General features: G+C 60.4%; 11 protein-coding genes. 3 read left to right on the forward strand and 8 right to left on the reverse strand.

The annotated features are described in order from the left end of the window. Positions 1-121: 121 nt before the first annotated feature. A complete protein-coding gene (locus SH664x_RS03935; protein ID WP_437205225.1) occupies positions 122-961 on the forward strand; it encodes a phytanoyl-CoA dioxygenase family protein in 840 nt (279 codons plus the stop codon). Positions 962-1,005: 44 nt separating this feature from the next. Here SH664x_RS03935 and SH664x_RS03940 read toward each other — a convergent pair whose 3' ends face one another. From SH664x_RS03940 to glmS, 8 genes are all read right to left on the reverse strand, one after another. Beyond that, entirely contained in the window at positions 1,006-1,677 is a 672-nt protein-coding gene (locus tag SH664x_RS03940) for a DUF4956 domain-containing protein (RefSeq protein WP_437205226.1), read from the reverse strand. Continuing rightward, positions 1,670-2,434 (reverse strand): polyphosphate polymerase domain-containing protein, encoded by a 765-nt coding sequence (locus SH664x_RS03945; protein ID WP_437205227.1) that lies wholly within the window; start codon positions 2,432-2,434, stop codon positions 1,670-1,672. Before SH664x_RS03945 ends, SH664x_RS03940 begins: the two co-directional genes overlap by 8 nt. Positions 2,435-2,640: 206 nt before the next feature. Continuing rightward, positions 2,641-4,689 (reverse strand): CotH kinase family protein, encoded by a 2,049-nt coding sequence (locus SH664x_RS03950; RefSeq protein ID WP_437205228.1) that lies wholly within the window; start codon positions 4,687-4,689, stop codon positions 2,641-2,643. Between the two features lie 14 nt (positions 4,690-4,703). Continuing rightward, positions 4,704-6,980, reverse strand: coding sequence for a serine/threonine protein kinase (locus SH664x_RS03955; protein ID WP_437205229.1), 2,277 nt, complete (start codon positions 6,978-6,980; stop codon positions 4,704-4,706). After that, entirely contained in the window at positions 6,977-7,591 is a 615-nt protein-coding gene (locus SH664x_RS03960; protein ID WP_437205231.1) for a sigma-70 family RNA polymerase sigma factor, read from the reverse strand. The genes SH664x_RS03955 and SH664x_RS03960 overlap by 4 nt, the downstream gene beginning before the upstream one ends. 526 nt (positions 7,592-8,117) lie before the next feature. Further along, positions 8,118-8,582 carry a nucleoside-diphosphate kinase gene (gene ndk / locus SH664x_RS03965; protein ID WP_437207177.1) on the reverse strand — a complete coding sequence of 155 codons (465 nt, stop codon included), beginning with the start codon at positions 8,580-8,582 and terminating at the stop codon, positions 8,118-8,120. Between the two features lie 184 nt (positions 8,583-8,766). Further along, positions 8,767-9,918: a glutamine-hydrolyzing carbamoyl-phosphate synthase small subunit gene (gene carA / locus SH664x_RS03970; protein ID WP_437205232.1), complete on the reverse strand. Its 1,152-nt coding sequence runs from the start codon at positions 9,916-9,918 to the stop codon at positions 8,767-8,769. 309 nt (positions 9,919-10,227) lie between these two features. After that, a complete protein-coding gene (gene glmS / locus SH664x_RS03975; RefSeq protein WP_437205234.1) occupies positions 10,228-12,090 on the reverse strand; it encodes a glutamine--fructose-6-phosphate transaminase (isomerizing) in 1,863 nt (620 codons plus the stop codon). 518 nt (positions 12,091-12,608) lie between these two features. On the opposite strand from glmS, the gene SH664x_RS03980 reads away from it, so the two are divergent. After that, positions 12,609-14,327: a hypothetical protein gene (locus SH664x_RS03980; protein WP_437205236.1), complete on the forward strand. Its 1,719-nt coding sequence runs from the start codon at positions 12,609-12,611 to the stop codon at positions 14,325-14,327. 445 nt (positions 14,328-14,772) lie between these two features. Further along, positions 14,773-15,516 carry a metallophosphoesterase family protein gene (locus SH664x_RS03985; protein WP_437205237.1) on the forward strand — a complete coding sequence of 248 codons (744 nt, stop codon included), beginning with the start codon at positions 14,773-14,775 and terminating at the stop codon, positions 15,514-15,516. The last annotated feature ends 369 nt before the right edge of the window (positions 15,517-15,885 follow it).

The raw sequence follows: 15,885 nt of genomic DNA on the forward strand, positions 1-15,885 counted from the left end.
TTCTTCCTCTCCTGAAGAGATCTCCACTCCCCGGGATTGCAGGAACCGTGAGTCTGGCGCATACTCAAAGACGACGCTGTTGTGATTATATATAATCTTGATCGCAGGCAGGGAGTTCGTGATGTCGCTCAGTACCCCCAGTTTTCAGATCGTCCCGGATCAGAACGCCCTCGAGTCGTTTCCGCGAGACCTCCGGTTCCATCCGGCTCGCAACTCGAACCCCCAAACTCTCAACCCCGAACAGATCGACAGGTTCAACACCGACGGATTTCTTCAGCCGATCAAGATCTTCAGCCCCGCCGAGATTCAGTCAATCCGCGACTATTTCGATGGCTTGCTGCAGCGTGTTGTCGCTGCGGGCGGGGACAGCTACTCGATCAGCTCGGCTCACATGAAATATGCGGGCGTCTACGACATTCTGACGGACCGCCGCATCGTCAACTGTGTCAGTGACTTGCTGGGAGAGAACGTGATCGGCTGGGGCAGCCACTTCTTCTGCAAGCTTCCGCGCGACGGCAAAGCGGTCGCCTGGCATCAGGATGCCAGCTACTGGCCACTCTCTCCTTCCAAGGCGGCCACGGTCTGGCTGGCGATCGACGATGCCGATCAGGAGAACGCCTGCGTCAAGTTCATCGCTGGTTCTCAGCAGGTCGGCCACCTGACGTTTCGCCCCAGCACGCCGGAAGACCATAACGTGCTGACGCAAACGGTCGAGAATCCTGAACAGTATGGTCGTGTGGTCGACAATGTTCTCAAGGCGGGAGAAATTTCGATTCACTCCGACCTGTTGTTACACGGATCGGAGGCCAACGAGAGTGATCGTCGACGCTGCGGCCTGACGCTGCGATATGCCGCGGCCGAGGTCCGGGCGGCAATGGGCTGGAATCTCAAAGGGGTCCATGTCCGGGGAACAGATGCCAGCGGGCACTGGGCGAACCGTCCCCGCCCGACGGAAGCCTGAACTCGCGCACTCGCCCGAGTTCGAGTCTCTTTCCGCTCGAAGGATCACGAGGTGATTTCGACTTCCTGAACCCCCTCGAGACGATTCAGTTCCGCCGCCAGCGTTAAAGCGGAGTCGGCGGTGAGCAGCTGGACCTCGTACCGCAGCTGAAAGGCGGTCCCCTGCCGCGCGGTGGCGACGGAGGCCAAATCCCATTGTCGCAGGTGAGCGAGAAACTTCGGTTCCAGCAGTTGCCGGGCATCGTGTCCCAGCCCGACCCGCACGTTGAGCTGACGCGTCAGCGAGTTCTCAGGATGACCGTGCTCGCGGTGGCGAAACAGGTAGGCGGCCAGCGTTGTCACGGGAATACCGACCACCGGCGCCAGATAATAACCTGTCCCCACAGCCATGCCGACGGCGACCGCAAAGATCACGAAGGCGGTGTCTCGGGTGTCTTCCACAACCGTTCGAAAGCGGACGATGGAGAGTGTTCCCACGAGACTGAAGGCGCGGGCGACATTGTTGCCGATCACGAGGGTGACCAGTCCGATCAGAATGGTCAGCAGCACGAGAGTCGACATCAGCGACCACGATCGGGTCGTCAGGCGTGGTTGTGTCAGCCAATAGCTCCCCGCAACCAGACACCCGAAGACCAGTCCCAGCAGCAGTCGGACTGTGATCAGCACCAGGGGCAGGAGGACAGGAGCGTCTGCAGATGTGACAAGCGAGTCAGGCATAATTCACCCCATTCTCGGTCACAGTCTCCCGCGGCAGGCAGAGATCCAGACACCGACGATATTTGGAGACACCTGTTGAGGACAGCTGCAGGTCGTGGACGAGTTGCTTGAAGGGCTGTGGCAGGTGATCGCGGAACTTCAGTTCCAGCACGACTTCTCCGGGCAGGATCAACCTCGGCGCTTCGAGAGGCGCGAGACACCAGTCGGACGTCAGCTGGCCACGGATTTCCCGGTCCAGTGTCAGTCTCAGTGGACCATCCGTATCGCTTCGGAAATAGGCTTTGCGCAGATAGACCAGCTGACAGCTCGGACGGAGATTCCTGCGCAGCAGACTCTGGTGAAACCAGCCTCCCGGCCAGTCTGCCAGAGAGAGCGGATGTGACAACAGAGGGGCATCTGATTCTGGAATGAGCACCCGGCGTTTCGAAACCTGCTCTCCCCGACGGATCTTCCTCTCGAGGTGGATCACGTCGTCGCGTCCGTATCTCCGTAACCGATACTTCCGGCGGCGGAACTTCGGACTGCGGTGATAGACATCGAACTCCGGCGTATCCGTATACAGACTGGTCACCTGATAGGAGCCACCCCGTTCGGGATCGCCATGCGGGTCCGGGCGCAGCTGCTGCCCCGCCCAGCTCTCCACCTCGCCGGCGATCGCTTCGCTGATCAGGAACTTGACTTCATACGCGGCCCCCCCTTCGGAACGGGCCGTCAGCGATGGAGAGAGTGACGAGACAAATTCATTGGAGTGACTCACGTACGCCCCCTTTGGGCTTCAGTCAGAGACCTGAGACAGGACAGGTCGGACGCAGGAACAGTTCGGATCAAACATTGTTGGGTTTCCGGGAGCGACAGGCTCGCAAGAGCGAATTGCTCTTTCATGTGCCCCCTCAGCAGGCGTTTCGGGTGGAGAAAAGCTGACCTCCGCGTGAAGAGGACGGGGCGATCAACAGTCAAAATGCATCAGGGGGCCGTGGCCTTGAGCAGGAACTCCCGACGCTGATCCGCAAACATCCTTAACGGCAGGGTGCGCGCGTTTGCGGCGTTGCCCGGCTTGTCCGAAACCGCCAGGACGAAAGCGTCATAAGAACTCAGTTTGCGGGTGTCGGCCTTCACTTCTTTCTGGATGAGGTTGCGATACTCGGCGACAATCGGTCCCAGCGTTTTCCAGTCGAGCTGTTTCTCGGCGATCTCGCGAATGTTGGCGAGATATTGCGCCCGGAACTTGGGAACTGCCAGTAGCTTGCTGTGCAGCGGCATCCGCTCGTTCTCAATTGCCACAAGGGGATCGACAGTGACGGTTGGTCGCATCATTCCGCGCGGTCCACCTGGTCCACCGCTGCGGGGTGGGAAAGGGAAATCACCTTCAGGTTGCTGCGGGCCGTTGGCGTTGTCGCCGGGGGGGCGATCTCCCTGCCGGGGGGCACCTCGTTCCGCGAAGCGGCGTTCCTCTCCATCGGGCCCCCTTCTGCCCGGACCGCCCCCATTGGGACCACCACCCGGGGGACCGAATCCAGGAGCACCCCCACGACCACCCGGGGCGCCGGATCGTCCTTCGCCGTTGGCGGCATGGAACGCTTCATTCATGTCATGGGGCAGTACGTGAAACTTCCCCTTCGAGTCCAGATACAGGTTGTAATCACTGGCCCGAGTCCAGTAGCCGTCTTCATTGACCAGCGCCATGTCATAGGCCAGGAACCACAGCACCTCATCGATGTCCAGAATGGGTGAGAGTTTTTCTTCCAGCTGTTCCGGAGGAGTCTCGTTCAGCACCTTGCAGAGCTGAATGAGTGCCTGCCACGATTCCGGGCGGTCCTTGGTCTTGATTTCAAATCGCTGTTTGTAAGAAGCGACATCGTCTCCCAGGTAGCGCAGCCCTGCATCAGCCCCCGGATTGCCAGAGGCTTTCCAGCGGGCCCCGCCGGTATCACCGTAGTTCTCCTGAGTGAACTCTTTGTTGAACTGCTGCGCGTTCGCATAGACGCCCCAGCTCTCTCCGTTGATGACCACCTTGACGAAGTTCACCTTGGGAGCGGGGAGATGTTCCCGTGCAAGTCGGGAATACAGAGCCGCACTCATCATCGAGGCATCGCCATTGCTGTTGAGCAGGTTCAGTGTCTTGTAGCCGTCGAGCCGTTGCTGGTCATTCTTCAGATCCAGAGACAGCTTCAGCGAGCGCTTCGACCCGGCAGGAATCATCATGAATGAGGACATTCCCCGGAAACTGACGCCGATCTGTGGATATTCCTTCCCGTCCACCAGCAGTGTGGCCGGGAGTTCGACATCCGTGTTTTTAAAGGTCGCCAGTTCTTCTTCCCAGTCGTCGTCCGGAAACGTGAGGAACAGGGTCCGGAGCGTTTCGGGGGCATAGAGTGGCTCGTCCTTGTAGATCTGCACCTGCTCCGGTTTGACTTTGGGACCGGGAGTTCCCGCGACGCGGTCCTCACCTCCCGGAGGTCCGAACCCGCGGGGTCCCACACCGGGGCCTCCGAAGCCGGGGTCGTCTCCACCTGGACGTCCTTCCCGACGACCACGTTCATCCCCTCCCGGTCCCGCGTCACGACCTCCACCGAATCCGCCGGGGCCTCGCGGGCCCCCCGGACCACCGCCACGCGGTCCACGTCCAAAGCCTCCGCGCTGGCTGTTCCCCTCTTCCGACAGCCATTTCCTGGCGGCCTGTCGCTCTTCGCGGTTCAGGATTTTGTCGCCGTCCTGATCGAACTTCTTCACGATTTCGAGATCGGCCTGTGGTCCGAATCCACCAGGTCCTCCCGGGCCGCCCCGTCGACCACCTCCCGGGCCACCGGGCCCGCCGAAGCGAAAATCACCCGGCCCGGGGCGTCCGTCCGGAGTTTCCTCGCGGTCACGCTCCTGCGGTCGTTCCGGGCCCTGCGACCAGGCGACGCTGGTCAGCATCGAAGCCGGGCCAGCGCCCAGGCCTGTCGAGAGTGCCATGGCGCCACCGCACAGCAGCAGCAGCACCATTCCACGGGGGGGAAGTAAGGATCTCATAGAGGCGGTTCCTGCTACGGAATGGAGTTTCGGAAAGTTCGGGGTGGAGGTGGACGTCGGGTGATCGGTTCGGCCAGCGGAGGTCCCAGCAGGCTTTTCCACTGAGCAAACTGCTGTGGAGTCAGTATCTCTCTCAGAGCATCCTGAACGATCGCTTCAGCAACGGGTGACTGCTCTCTTCCGGCGGCAAAGGGCGGTCCCGGAGGATGTCGGTTCGGCGGCAGCTCTTCACCGGGAAACCGGGGCCGGGAATCCGGACCGGGAGGCATGCGCGGTGGGCCCGGTCGGAGCGAGGTGTATTGGCTGAGAAGTTTACGAATCTCGGTCCGCTGGGAGGCCGTCAGCTCCAGCTGCCGCGCGAGGACCGCATCTTCCAAAGCCTGCGGCCCCGCTTCCTGCCAGACGATCTGCTGAAAGCGGGTCTGCTGCTCGGGAGTGAAAATCCGCTTCACTGCCGCATCCTGCTCGCGGGCGAGATCGAGCCGCTTCTGTTCCCGGTCCGAACGGGTCAGCAGCGATGTATCTCGCAGTAATTCGCGCCAGCGCTGGTCGTATTCCTCCAAGGGAACAAGCTGGGCAACCGTCAGCTTGAGGTCTTCCTGCACGACAGGCGACTGCAGCAGGATGTACCGGCCCGCACCGGCGAGTGTGTTCAACTCCTTAAGAATCAATTCCACCTGTCCCAGGCTCACTTCGAGATCAGCCTGCAGATCGGGATCGGCGGAGTGCTGTTGAACAAACGTCTGGTAGTAGGCCAGTGCCGACTCCAGAATGCGGATGCGGATCGCTTCCAGCTGGGGGTGGTCCCCCGGAGTCTCGTCGCCGATTCGGGTGAATTCATCGACCGCTGCGCGGGCCTGACGAAAGTTTTGTTCCGCACGCTCATACTGCAGCGCTGCTTCCGCGGCCTTGATGCGTTCACGGTCATAGGCTGCGGCGGTCATCCAGATGGCGACAGAGAGCCCAGCCACCGTCAGCAACAGAGCCGCCACGGCGGAGACCACCACCCCTCGATGTCGTCGGGACCATTTGGCGGAACGTTCCAGCAACGAGGGGGCGCGAGCGCGAATGGGCAAATCGTCAAGATAACGCTGCAGGTCATCCCGCATCTCCCTGGCGGAGCTGTAACGCTCGGCCGGTGTCTTCCCCAACGCCTTCAGCGTGATAATTTCCAGTTCGCGTGGAATCGTGCGGTCGATCGAACGGGGAGGTTCGGGCTCTTCGTCGAGAATCTGCTGCAACAGCAGGCGACGGTTACTCCCATCGAAGAGCGGCCGCAGTGTCAGCAACTCGTATAGAGTTGCTCCCAGCGAATAAACGTCAGTCCGCTGGTCGACCTGTGCCAGTTGGCCCGAGGCCTGCTCCGGACTCATGTACCGCAGTGTGCCGAGCAGGTCACCGGTCTGCGTCAGCAAATGATCTGTGTGGATTTGAGCCAGTCCAAAGTCAGCCACCCAGACCGATCCCGTCTGGTCGACAAGAATGTTCGCCGGCTTCACATCGCGATGCACGATCCCGAGCGAATGGGCATAATCGAGGCCGTCCGCTGCCTGAACCAGCATTTCGGCGATCGACCGGAAATAAGCGTTCCGCCGATTCATGTGCTGAGTCGTGAGCGCTGCTCCGAACAGCCTGCCGGTCTCGAGATTGTGCTGTTGGCTGTCGTGGAGAGCACCCGCCGCTGAGGACTCCCGAGAAGGTGAGGGCAGCGATCCGGACGCATAGGAGATCGACTCTCCCTGCAGGCCGGTAATCAGGGCCGCGAGGTTCTGCCCTTCAATCAGCTGCATGGCATAAAAGTGAACTCCCCGCTCGCAGCCGACTCCATAGACCGGAACGATGTGCGGGTGATGCAGTGCCGCTGCCGCCTGGGCTTCATTCCGAAATCGCTGCAGCTGTCGGGAGTCGAGAGCGGCCGCGAAGGGGAGGACCTTGATCGCGACTTTGCGGTTCAGCGACAGCTGGATCGCCTCGTAGACGACCCCCATGCCTCCCCGGCCAATTTCACGGATGAGCTGAAAATCCCCCAGGGGTTCCCGCCCCAGTGGAATATTGCCGGGAGCACTCCCGCCGCTGGAAGAGCTCCCCGGTTCACGCAATTGAGGTGCTGCCGCGTGCAGCATCTCGATGGCATCCAGATAGGGGGCCATCTGTGCGGACAGCTCAGGGTACTGCGACACCAGCTCCGCACGATTCGGGTGACGGCCCGATTCAATCTGTTCGAGATACTTCTGGACGATGGAGAAGACCCGTGAGTCATCGTCAGGGATATGATCGGAAGAAGATGTCATGCGTGGCCTCCCAGCTGCTCCCGCAACTTCGCCAGCCCGCGCAGCCAGAGTTTCTCCACGCTCGCCTCCGTCTTCCCCATCCGTTCGGCGACCTGTTTAAAAGGGAGCCCCTCCAGATTGCGGAGCACGATCGCTTCTCGGTAATCGCCGGGCAAACGGGAGAGAGCATCTGCCAGGCGAACCGCCTCTTCATGCCGACTGGCACGGTGGCTGGGGGAGGATTCAGGGGAAATCAGGCCGACTGCAAAACCGGCTCCCATGATCATGGTGGACTGCCCCATTGCCTCCCCGATTTCCCTTTCCAGACGGACGTCCCGTTGTTGGGTCCCGAGATATCGCCGAAATAGCTCTGCCAGCTTGGCCGCCAGAATCGACCGCAGCCATTCCACGAGTTGGCCTTCGGTCTCTCCTTGAAACTCCGGAAAGCTGCAATGAGCGTTGAGAAAAGTTTCCTGAACGATGTCGGACTCGTCGGCCTTTCCCCGGATCTTCGGACCGATCTGCATACGGGCCAATAACTTCAGGTATTGCCGGTACGGTTCAATCAACTCCGCCAGCACTGCCGCGTCACCTGCTTTGGCGGCCTGAATTTGCTGCTGATTGACCGTCATGGATCCCTCGTTTCCGGCAGGCCGCTGGGACCGGCATTAGAATGGTTGCGAAGAGAGGACACGATCCGCCGCGCAATATGAAATTTTAGAGCAGGTTGCACTTTCGAGTCCCCGCGCAGCAAGCGCTTCGTATTGTGAAATACAGACCTCCGCTTAGCGGGGACGGGCCAATCAAACGTCAAAATGCTCGATCAGGACTTCGCAAAAAACACCGCAGAGTGAAAATCGGATTGTGGATTCGGTTCCTAACCGGCAGGCTGGCTGGACAAGACTCCGCCTTCGGAGCAGGAACGGCGGGGGGCGACCCATTACGAGAGAATTCGATGCGAAGGCGAATGCGTGCCCAGATCTGTCTGGTCGTCTCTTGGGTCGCTGTCCTGGGGATGGCGGGGCTGGCGATCAGTCTGGGCTGGAGAGCAGTGACGCTCCGTTGACAAGCTAGCCCGAGCGATGGGGCACCGGCCCATAAAAAAGCCCCGACGGGTTTCGTCGGGGCTGGTTAATCATCGCGGGACAACGTCGGAGATCAGGCGCGTTCGTCGTCGGCGCAGACCCACTCTGCCAGTGTCGACTCGTAGCGGATCAGCTCTTCGGGACGGAAGTAGATCGCAATTTCGCGCTGAGCCGATTCCGGGCTGTCGCTGCCGTGAATCAGGTTGACCTGCCGTGAGAGGCCGAAATCGCCGCGGATCGTGCCGGGGGCCGACTCGCGGGCGTTGGTTTTGCCCATCATGTCGCGGACGACCTGCACCGCTCCGGGGCCTTCCACCACGAGGGCGACGACCGGACCGGAGGTGATAAAGCCTTCCAGCTGCGGATAAAACGGCTTGCTGACGTGTTCCGCATAATGCTGGCGGGAGAGCTCAGGAGTGATTTTGAGCAGCTTCAATGCGACCAGTTGCAGGCCGCGTTCTTCGATGCGGGTCAGAATGCGACCGCACAGCCGCCGCTGGACCGCATCGGGTTTGAACAGGATCAGGGTTTGTTGCACTGCCATAAATGTCATCCAGAATTGTTAATATTGGCCCGCCCGACGCTTCACTCACGGGAGCCATGCCCCCCTTGCTGCTGCCGAAAGCGTCGGATCGATTCCTTGTCATCGGCCGGAACAAGTCCCGACCTGAGAGCCTTTTGCTCTCCCCAGTTGTCTGCCTTGGGCGGGGAGCCCGACCGGCTCAGCCGGCTGCCACGGGATGGTTCAGCATCTGCATGAACTGGCCGAACAGATAGTGGCTGTCATGCGGGCCTGCCGAAGCTTCCGGGTGATACTGCACGCTGAAGGCCTGCAGCCCGTCGTGCTTCAACCCTTCGACCGTCTGGTCGTTGAGGTTCACATGGGTCACTTCGACACCGGCCGGCAGTGATTCTTTCGCCACGGCAAAACCGTGGTTCTGCGAGGTGATTTCCACCTGTCCGGTGGCGATATTCAGTACAGGCTGATTGGCGCCGCGGTGGCCGAACTTCAGCTTGAACGTCTCTCCCCCCAGGGCCAGACCCAGCAGCTGATGCCCCAAGCAGATTCCGAAGATCGGCTTCTTGCCCAGCAGGTTCTGAATCGTTTCAATCGCGTAGGTCAGCGGTTCCGGATCGCCGGGGCCGTTCGACAGAAAGACACCGTCCGGATTGCGGGCGAGAATCTCTTCGGCGGTGGAGGTGCCGGGGACGACGGTCACGCGGCAGCCGAGTTCGCGAAGGTGACGTGGAATGTTCCACTTCATCCCGTAGTCGATGGCGACCACATGCGGACCCGCGTCGCCGTTCGAGCGTCGGCTCACGTGCGGAGTGATCGGATTGAGCAGCGAGTCATGCAGGCCGATCTGCCATTCGGCGGCGGCGTCGGGCGTGACTTCGCGGACGAGGTCCTGCCCGACCAGCACCGGGCTGTTCTGGGCTTTGGCGATCAGCGATGCATCGTCCAGATCGACCGACGACAACACGCCGGTCATGGCACCCCGTTCGCGAATCCGGCGGACCAGTGCGCGGGTGTCGATCCCCTCGATGCCGACGACGTTGTGTTCACGGAGATACTGATCGACCGACATGACCGAGCGGAAGTTGCTCGGTTCGCGGCAGAGTTCGCGGACGACAAACCCCCGCAGGGCGAGCCGGCCACTCTCCACATCGTCTGTGTTGATGCCGTAGTTTCCGATCAGCGGATACGTCATGGTGACGATCTGTCCGTTGTAGGACGGATCGGTCAGAATTTCCTGATAACCGGTCAGGCTGGTGTTGAAAACCACCTCACCAAATACTTCCCCTCGGGCGCCGAAAGGGGTTCCCGTAAAGACAGTTCCGTCGGCGAGCGCAAGCTTGGCCAGTTCAGACATTCGTGGCGTGGATCCCTCAAGAGAAAATGGGCGTTTTCCGGTTTTATCAGACCGGCAGGGCGGACGAAAGGATCCTGCCCACTTCCTCAATAATAGGGTCCGTTCGGTGCTGGACCAGTTCGGCCGCCGGAGAATGCTTCAGCGGGCGTTGATGCGACTGTCGCGGCCCGACTTCGGACGTCATTGAGCCTCCCGGTCGGGGGAGAGAACTCGTCTCCGCATCCGTGATTGCGAGCGGACTGACGGAGGCCGGGGCGCAAGAAAAAACGGTCACGCAGACTCTGCCGCCGCGTGACCGCCTCGTCCGATTTACTCCACGGTGACGCTCTTGGCCAGATTACGCGGCCGGTCGACGTTACACCCCCGGAGCAGGGCGATGTGATACGCCAGCAGCTGCAGGGGGATCGAGGTGACCAGCGGCTGCATGCACTCATCGACGGCGGGGACAAAGATCACATCATCGGCGAGGTCCGCGATCCGTTCATCCCCTTCACAGGCGATGGCAATCACCGGGCCACGACGGGCTTTGACTTCTTCCAGATTGCTGATGACTTTAGGATAGATCCCTCCTTTGGGGACGATGAACACACTCGGGGTCCGTTCATCGACGAGGGCAATCGGCCCGTGCTTCATCTCCGCCGCGGCATAGCCTTCGGCGTGAATGTAGCTGATTTCCTTGAGCTTCAGGGCTCCTTCCAGAGCAACCGGATAGTTGTAGAGCCGTCCCATGTAGAGGAAGTTGGAGCAGTCATAGTACTTCTGCGCGATGGCCTTCACGCTCTCGTGACAATTGAGGGTGTTCGCCACGTGTTCGGGCATGGAGCGCAGCGCCCGGCTGATGTTGCGGCCCGCCTGATACGACATGTGCCGCATACGTCCGAAAAAGAGTGCAAGTAGTGTCAGAACTGTGACTTGCGAAGTAAACGCCTTCGTAGAGGCGACGCCGATTTCCGGGCCGGCATGCAGGTAGACCCCGCCGTCCGCCTCCCGTGCGATGGAGGATCCGACCACATTGCAGATCGCCAATGTGGGGTGTCCCTTGCGCTTGCATTCCCGCATGGCCGCGAGCGTATCAGCGGTCTCACCGCTTTGCGTAATGGCAAACACCATCGTCCGGTCGGACATCGGTGGGTTGCGATAGCGGAGTTCGCTGGCGTATTCCACTTCCACCGGAATCCGGGCGAATTCTTCGATGAGGTATTCCCCGACGAGCCCGGCGTGGTAGCTAGTGCCGCAGGCGGTCAGCACGATGCGGTCGACATGCCGCAGCTGCTGGCTGGTCAGATTCAGCCCCCCGAAGACGGCGGTGGCCTCTTCCTCATCGAGGCGACCGCGCATCGCGTTCTCGATGGTCATCGGCTGCTCGAAGATCTCCTTGAGCATGTAGTGTTCGAAGTCACCCAGTTCCGTGTCGGCGGAAACCTGGTCGAGGACCCGCACCGAAGGGGCCATGCGGCCGGTGTCGCGATGCAGCAGCTCCATGCCATCAGGGGTCAAGAGGGCGATCTCGTGGTCAGCCAGATACACCACTTCTTCGGTGTAGCCGACGAGCGGGCTGGCATCGCTGGCGATGAAGTATTCCCCGTCGCCAATTCCGACTACCAGCGGACTGCCGTTGCGGGCGGCGATAATCAGATTGGGGCAGGAGCGAAACAGAATCGCCAGCCCGTAAGTCCCTTTCAGCTTCCGCAGGGTAATCTCGACCGCCTTCAGGCAGGTCTCGCGATCAGTCGGGTCGGCACCCTGTTTGATCTGTTCCTGAAAGTGGTGTGCCATCAGGTGGGCGACCACTTCGGTGTCCGTCTGGGTATGAAAGACGAAACCCATCTGGTGCAGCTGACTGCGGAGAGTGCTGTAGTTCTCGATCACCCCGTTGTGGACGAGGACCACTTCGCCATCACCCCCGAGATGCGGGTGCGAATTGAGATCGGAAGGGGCCCCGTGGGTGGCCCAGCGGGTGTGGCCGATTCCAACGTGGCCGGCGATCGGTTCTTCGTCGAGGAGCGAGACCAGTTCTTTAACCCGGCCGACGCGCTTGCGGATGGCGATGTGTCCCTGTTCGGCGACAGCAATGCCCGCACTGTCGTAGCCGCGGTACTCGAGGCGATGAAGCCCCTCCATCAGGAAGTTGCAGACATCACGATGACCGACGTAACCAACAATGCCGCACATGTGTTTTGTTACCTTGTGAATTCCATTCAGACGACCGGCAGAAATGGCCGGTTTCTCGTCGAACGGAGCATTCTGTTCCGGGAATTGTACGTCATTCAGCGGGCCGCGTTCGGCAAATCGTTCCAAACGTAGATCAGCCTTCAAAATGGGTCAAGATGAATGACCCGGAGCCCCCGCGGCCTGGTGTTCTGAACCGGTGGCAATCTGCAGCAGGAGGCCGATTGAACTTCCTTCCAATCCACCGCAGCCATCGCGGATTCGCTCATGAGCTGCGATCACCCGTTCCGCCTCTGTCGAAATGATTCTTTCACGGGTCGGAATTGAGATAGGAATATGCGGACTTGTGAAAAAACGGTCGCCTCCGCCGCGTGCTTAGCCGATTCTCTGACAGTGCTCGTTCGTCGGCAGGGATTGCTAGATGCATTGTCCACTCAGGAGGGGGCGGACTCTCGTTCCCAAATGCGGCAAGTTTCCCATTTGGCCATCCTTTCGGCTCACCACTGCACCGGTTTAAAAAGATGCCACTCCTTCCTCGCTGTCTCACCCGCCTTCAGGAATTTGCGCGGTCCCGCACCGGGCGGAAGTTGTCCTGTCTGGCGGCAGTCTGTCTGCTGGGCGGCTCGGCTGTCGCTCAGGACTACGACGTCCTGGACGAGATGCTGCCCGGAATCTCGCAGGCTGTGAGTTACGTGGATCCGCTTTCCGATGCGCCGCCGGCGGTGATGCCGATCGCGGCGGATGACAGCCAGCTACTGGCTCTGGTCGACCAGGCGATCAACCTGACCAAGCAGCGGCACCTCGACTTCCAGTCGCATACCCCGTGGCAGATTCTGCACGGCTTACTCGCACTGCGGGGTGAATACACGCTGAAGAACGGCGGCGAAATGGTCAACGCGCTGGAGTTCATCTCCAACGGTGCCCGTTTCAAGGGAGACCTCTGGTTCGAGGCGACTCCCCACGGTGCCAAAGCCCACGCTTACAACGGCACGCCGTATGAGTTCGAAGGACACGTGAATCAGACGCTGTCGATTATCTCGATGTGCGATCCGCCGTTGACCCATCAGTTTCAGATTGAAGGGGGCAAGACGGTCACCATGGCCGACATGGTGAAGCACGCCCAGATGGCGATCAACAATCGTGAAGAGATTTCCTGGACCCTGTGGTTCCTGACGCATTATCTCGATCAGGAAACCGAATGGGTCAATGCCCAGGGGCAGCGCTGGAGCATGGAAACTCTGGTCAAAATACAGACGGCAGCCCGCATCCCGGAAGGGCCCTGCGGTGGTTGCCACGGGCTGTTTGCCCTCGCATATGCCCGCAACTCTTATCTGAAAACTCACGGCCAGCTTCGCGGAGCCTGGCTGGAAGCGGATCAGCGAATCCAGCAGTACGTGGCTGCGGCCCGTGCGATGCAGAATCGGGACGGCTCGTTCGCCACCGAGTTCTTCAAGGCACGAGGTTACAGCACCGACTTCAATAAGCGGATCCGGTCTTCCGGCCATATGATTGAATGGCTGATGATGGCGCTGCCGCAGAGCCAACTGCAGGAAAACTGGATTCGCGTGGGTGTTCAGGCCCTGGCGACCGACCTGATCCGGAACGCCTCGCAACCGGCAGACTGCGGCGGCTTGTATCACTCATTGCACGCCCTGATTCTGTACCGGCAGCGGATCTCCGCGAGCATGGCTCCGCAGTCTGTGGTCGAGAAGGGACCTCAGGCTGCCCCCGGGACGGCCGCTTCGCCGGAGCAGAAAACCCTGACCGGCCCGACCGCTCAGCAGCCGACGCCCAAGAGCGAACCTCCTCTGCTGTCGACTTCACCGGCCAAACCGATTTCAGCTGGCAATCCGGCACATTCGACCGCCGTGCCCCCTGTTCCCAAGGCCCCGGCACGTGTGGCCGAGCAGCCGCAGGAGTCGGTTCGTCGTCTCTCGAACAAGGTTGCCGAAGATCCGGTCCCGGCTGTGCTGAAACCGAACCCGGTCGTCGAAGCAGCCCCGGCCATGATGCCGGTCTTCCTGAAGCCGCAGGTTGTGCCTGTTCCGGCGGAGAAATCGGAAGCTCCGAATCCGCAACCTCTGCCCCTGCTCGCACCCGCGACGGAGCCGGTGAAAGAGGAACCGGCTCCGGAAACAGCCAAGTCGGAACAGCCGGCTCCGGCCAAAGACTCTCCCGTCGAGCTGAAGTTGGAGGCGATTCGGGAAGAAGAGCTGGAACCAAACGATCTGCTCGACTAGGGCAGGCTGCTCTTCCAGTCTCCGCGCTGCAGGCGCTTCGTATGATGAAACGCTGAAATCCGAGGGGTGAGGACGGCCGTCACAAGTCAAATTCCCTCGGACTGCTGGCGGAGCGCCGCTGCACGAGACAGAGGTGTGGCTGAGTCCAGCGGAAATTCGGAGACGTCCCTGACAGAGCGGGCGGGTGGTCGAGGGCCATTCCGCCCGCGTTCGTTGTGTCTGGTGTGACTTTCCCAACTCGCATCATCGACATGTCTGCTGCATGTCGGCTGCGACCATGGCCCCCGACTCTTTTTTCTCGGTTCCACACTGAAAATCGGTCGATATCTCCGTTCCACGGTGCAAACTTGACCCTGTTCCCACACCCACCATACACTTGTGAGTCGGGGCAGCGTCGGTAGCAGGGAAATCTCCATCACCTCGTAACACGAAATGAGATCGACGGTTGCGAGCGATTATCAGTGACATTCACGGCAATCTCGAAGCGCTCGAGGCCGTTCTGGCAGACATTCGCACCGCGGGTGTCTCTGAGATTTATTGTCTTGGAGACATCATTGGGTATGGTCCAAATCCGCGTGAATGCATCGATCTGGTCATGAAGAACTGCCAGGTCACGATTCTGGGGAATCATGACCAGGCGGCGTTGTTCGACCCGGAAGGCTTCAATCAGGGAGCGGAACGGGCGATTTTCTGGACCCGGCAGATGCTGGAATCGGGAGATCCTGCCAGCAACGAGGCGCGCTGGGAGTTCCTGGGAGAGCTTCCCCGGATGCGTCGGGAGAACCAGTTTCTGTTTGTCCACGGTTCCGCCCGCAACCCGCTCAACGAGTATGTCTTCCCTGAAGACGTCTATAACCAGCGGAAGATGGAACGAATCTTCGGGCTGGTCGACCAGTATTGCTTTCAGGGGCACACCCATATTCCGGGTGTTTTCACGGAAGACTACAACTTCCTGACTCCGCCCGAGCTCGGGTTCAAACTGGAACTTGGGAAGCAGAAAATCCTCGTGAACGTCGGCTCCGTGGGGCAGCCTCGCGACAACGACAATCGTTCGTCGTACGTGCTGCTGCATGAAAATTCTGTGGAATTCCGCCGGGTTCCCTACGATTTCGAAAAGACGATCGCCAAGATCTACCCCATCCCGGATCTCGATAATTTCCTCGGTGACCGCCTGCGGGATGGTCGCTGAAGTCCCGGCTCTGGCGGTTGTTTGCCCTGCTGTTGTGACTCTCTTTCCGCTCCTCGTCGGCGTTGGTGCCTTCCTGCCCGGGTGAGTGCTCCGTTCTCCTTACTGGGAGTCATTTCGGCACCGGAAGTTCCCCTGGTGTGAAGAGTCACGGGATGCGTTTCTGGTGTGATCGGTGCGGCCGGGGCATCGGACGCAGATCTTCCCCACGACTCTGATTCAGCGTGTGATCGCAATTTGCAGCTCGGGAAGAACCCCCGTTTCTTGTGGCGGACGGGGGATACTCTACAATCCATGACTGATGCTGCAGCACGTCGAACAGGCCGGTGGAGACCGGATTCGCTTCTGGAGGGCGTGAGGCAGCAAAACTCC

Origin of the sequence: Planctomicrobium aquicomposti (assembly GCF_051466325.1) — a bacterium.
Classification (GTDB): domain Bacteria; phylum Planctomycetota; class Planctomycetia; order Planctomycetales; family Planctomycetaceae; genus Planctomicrobium.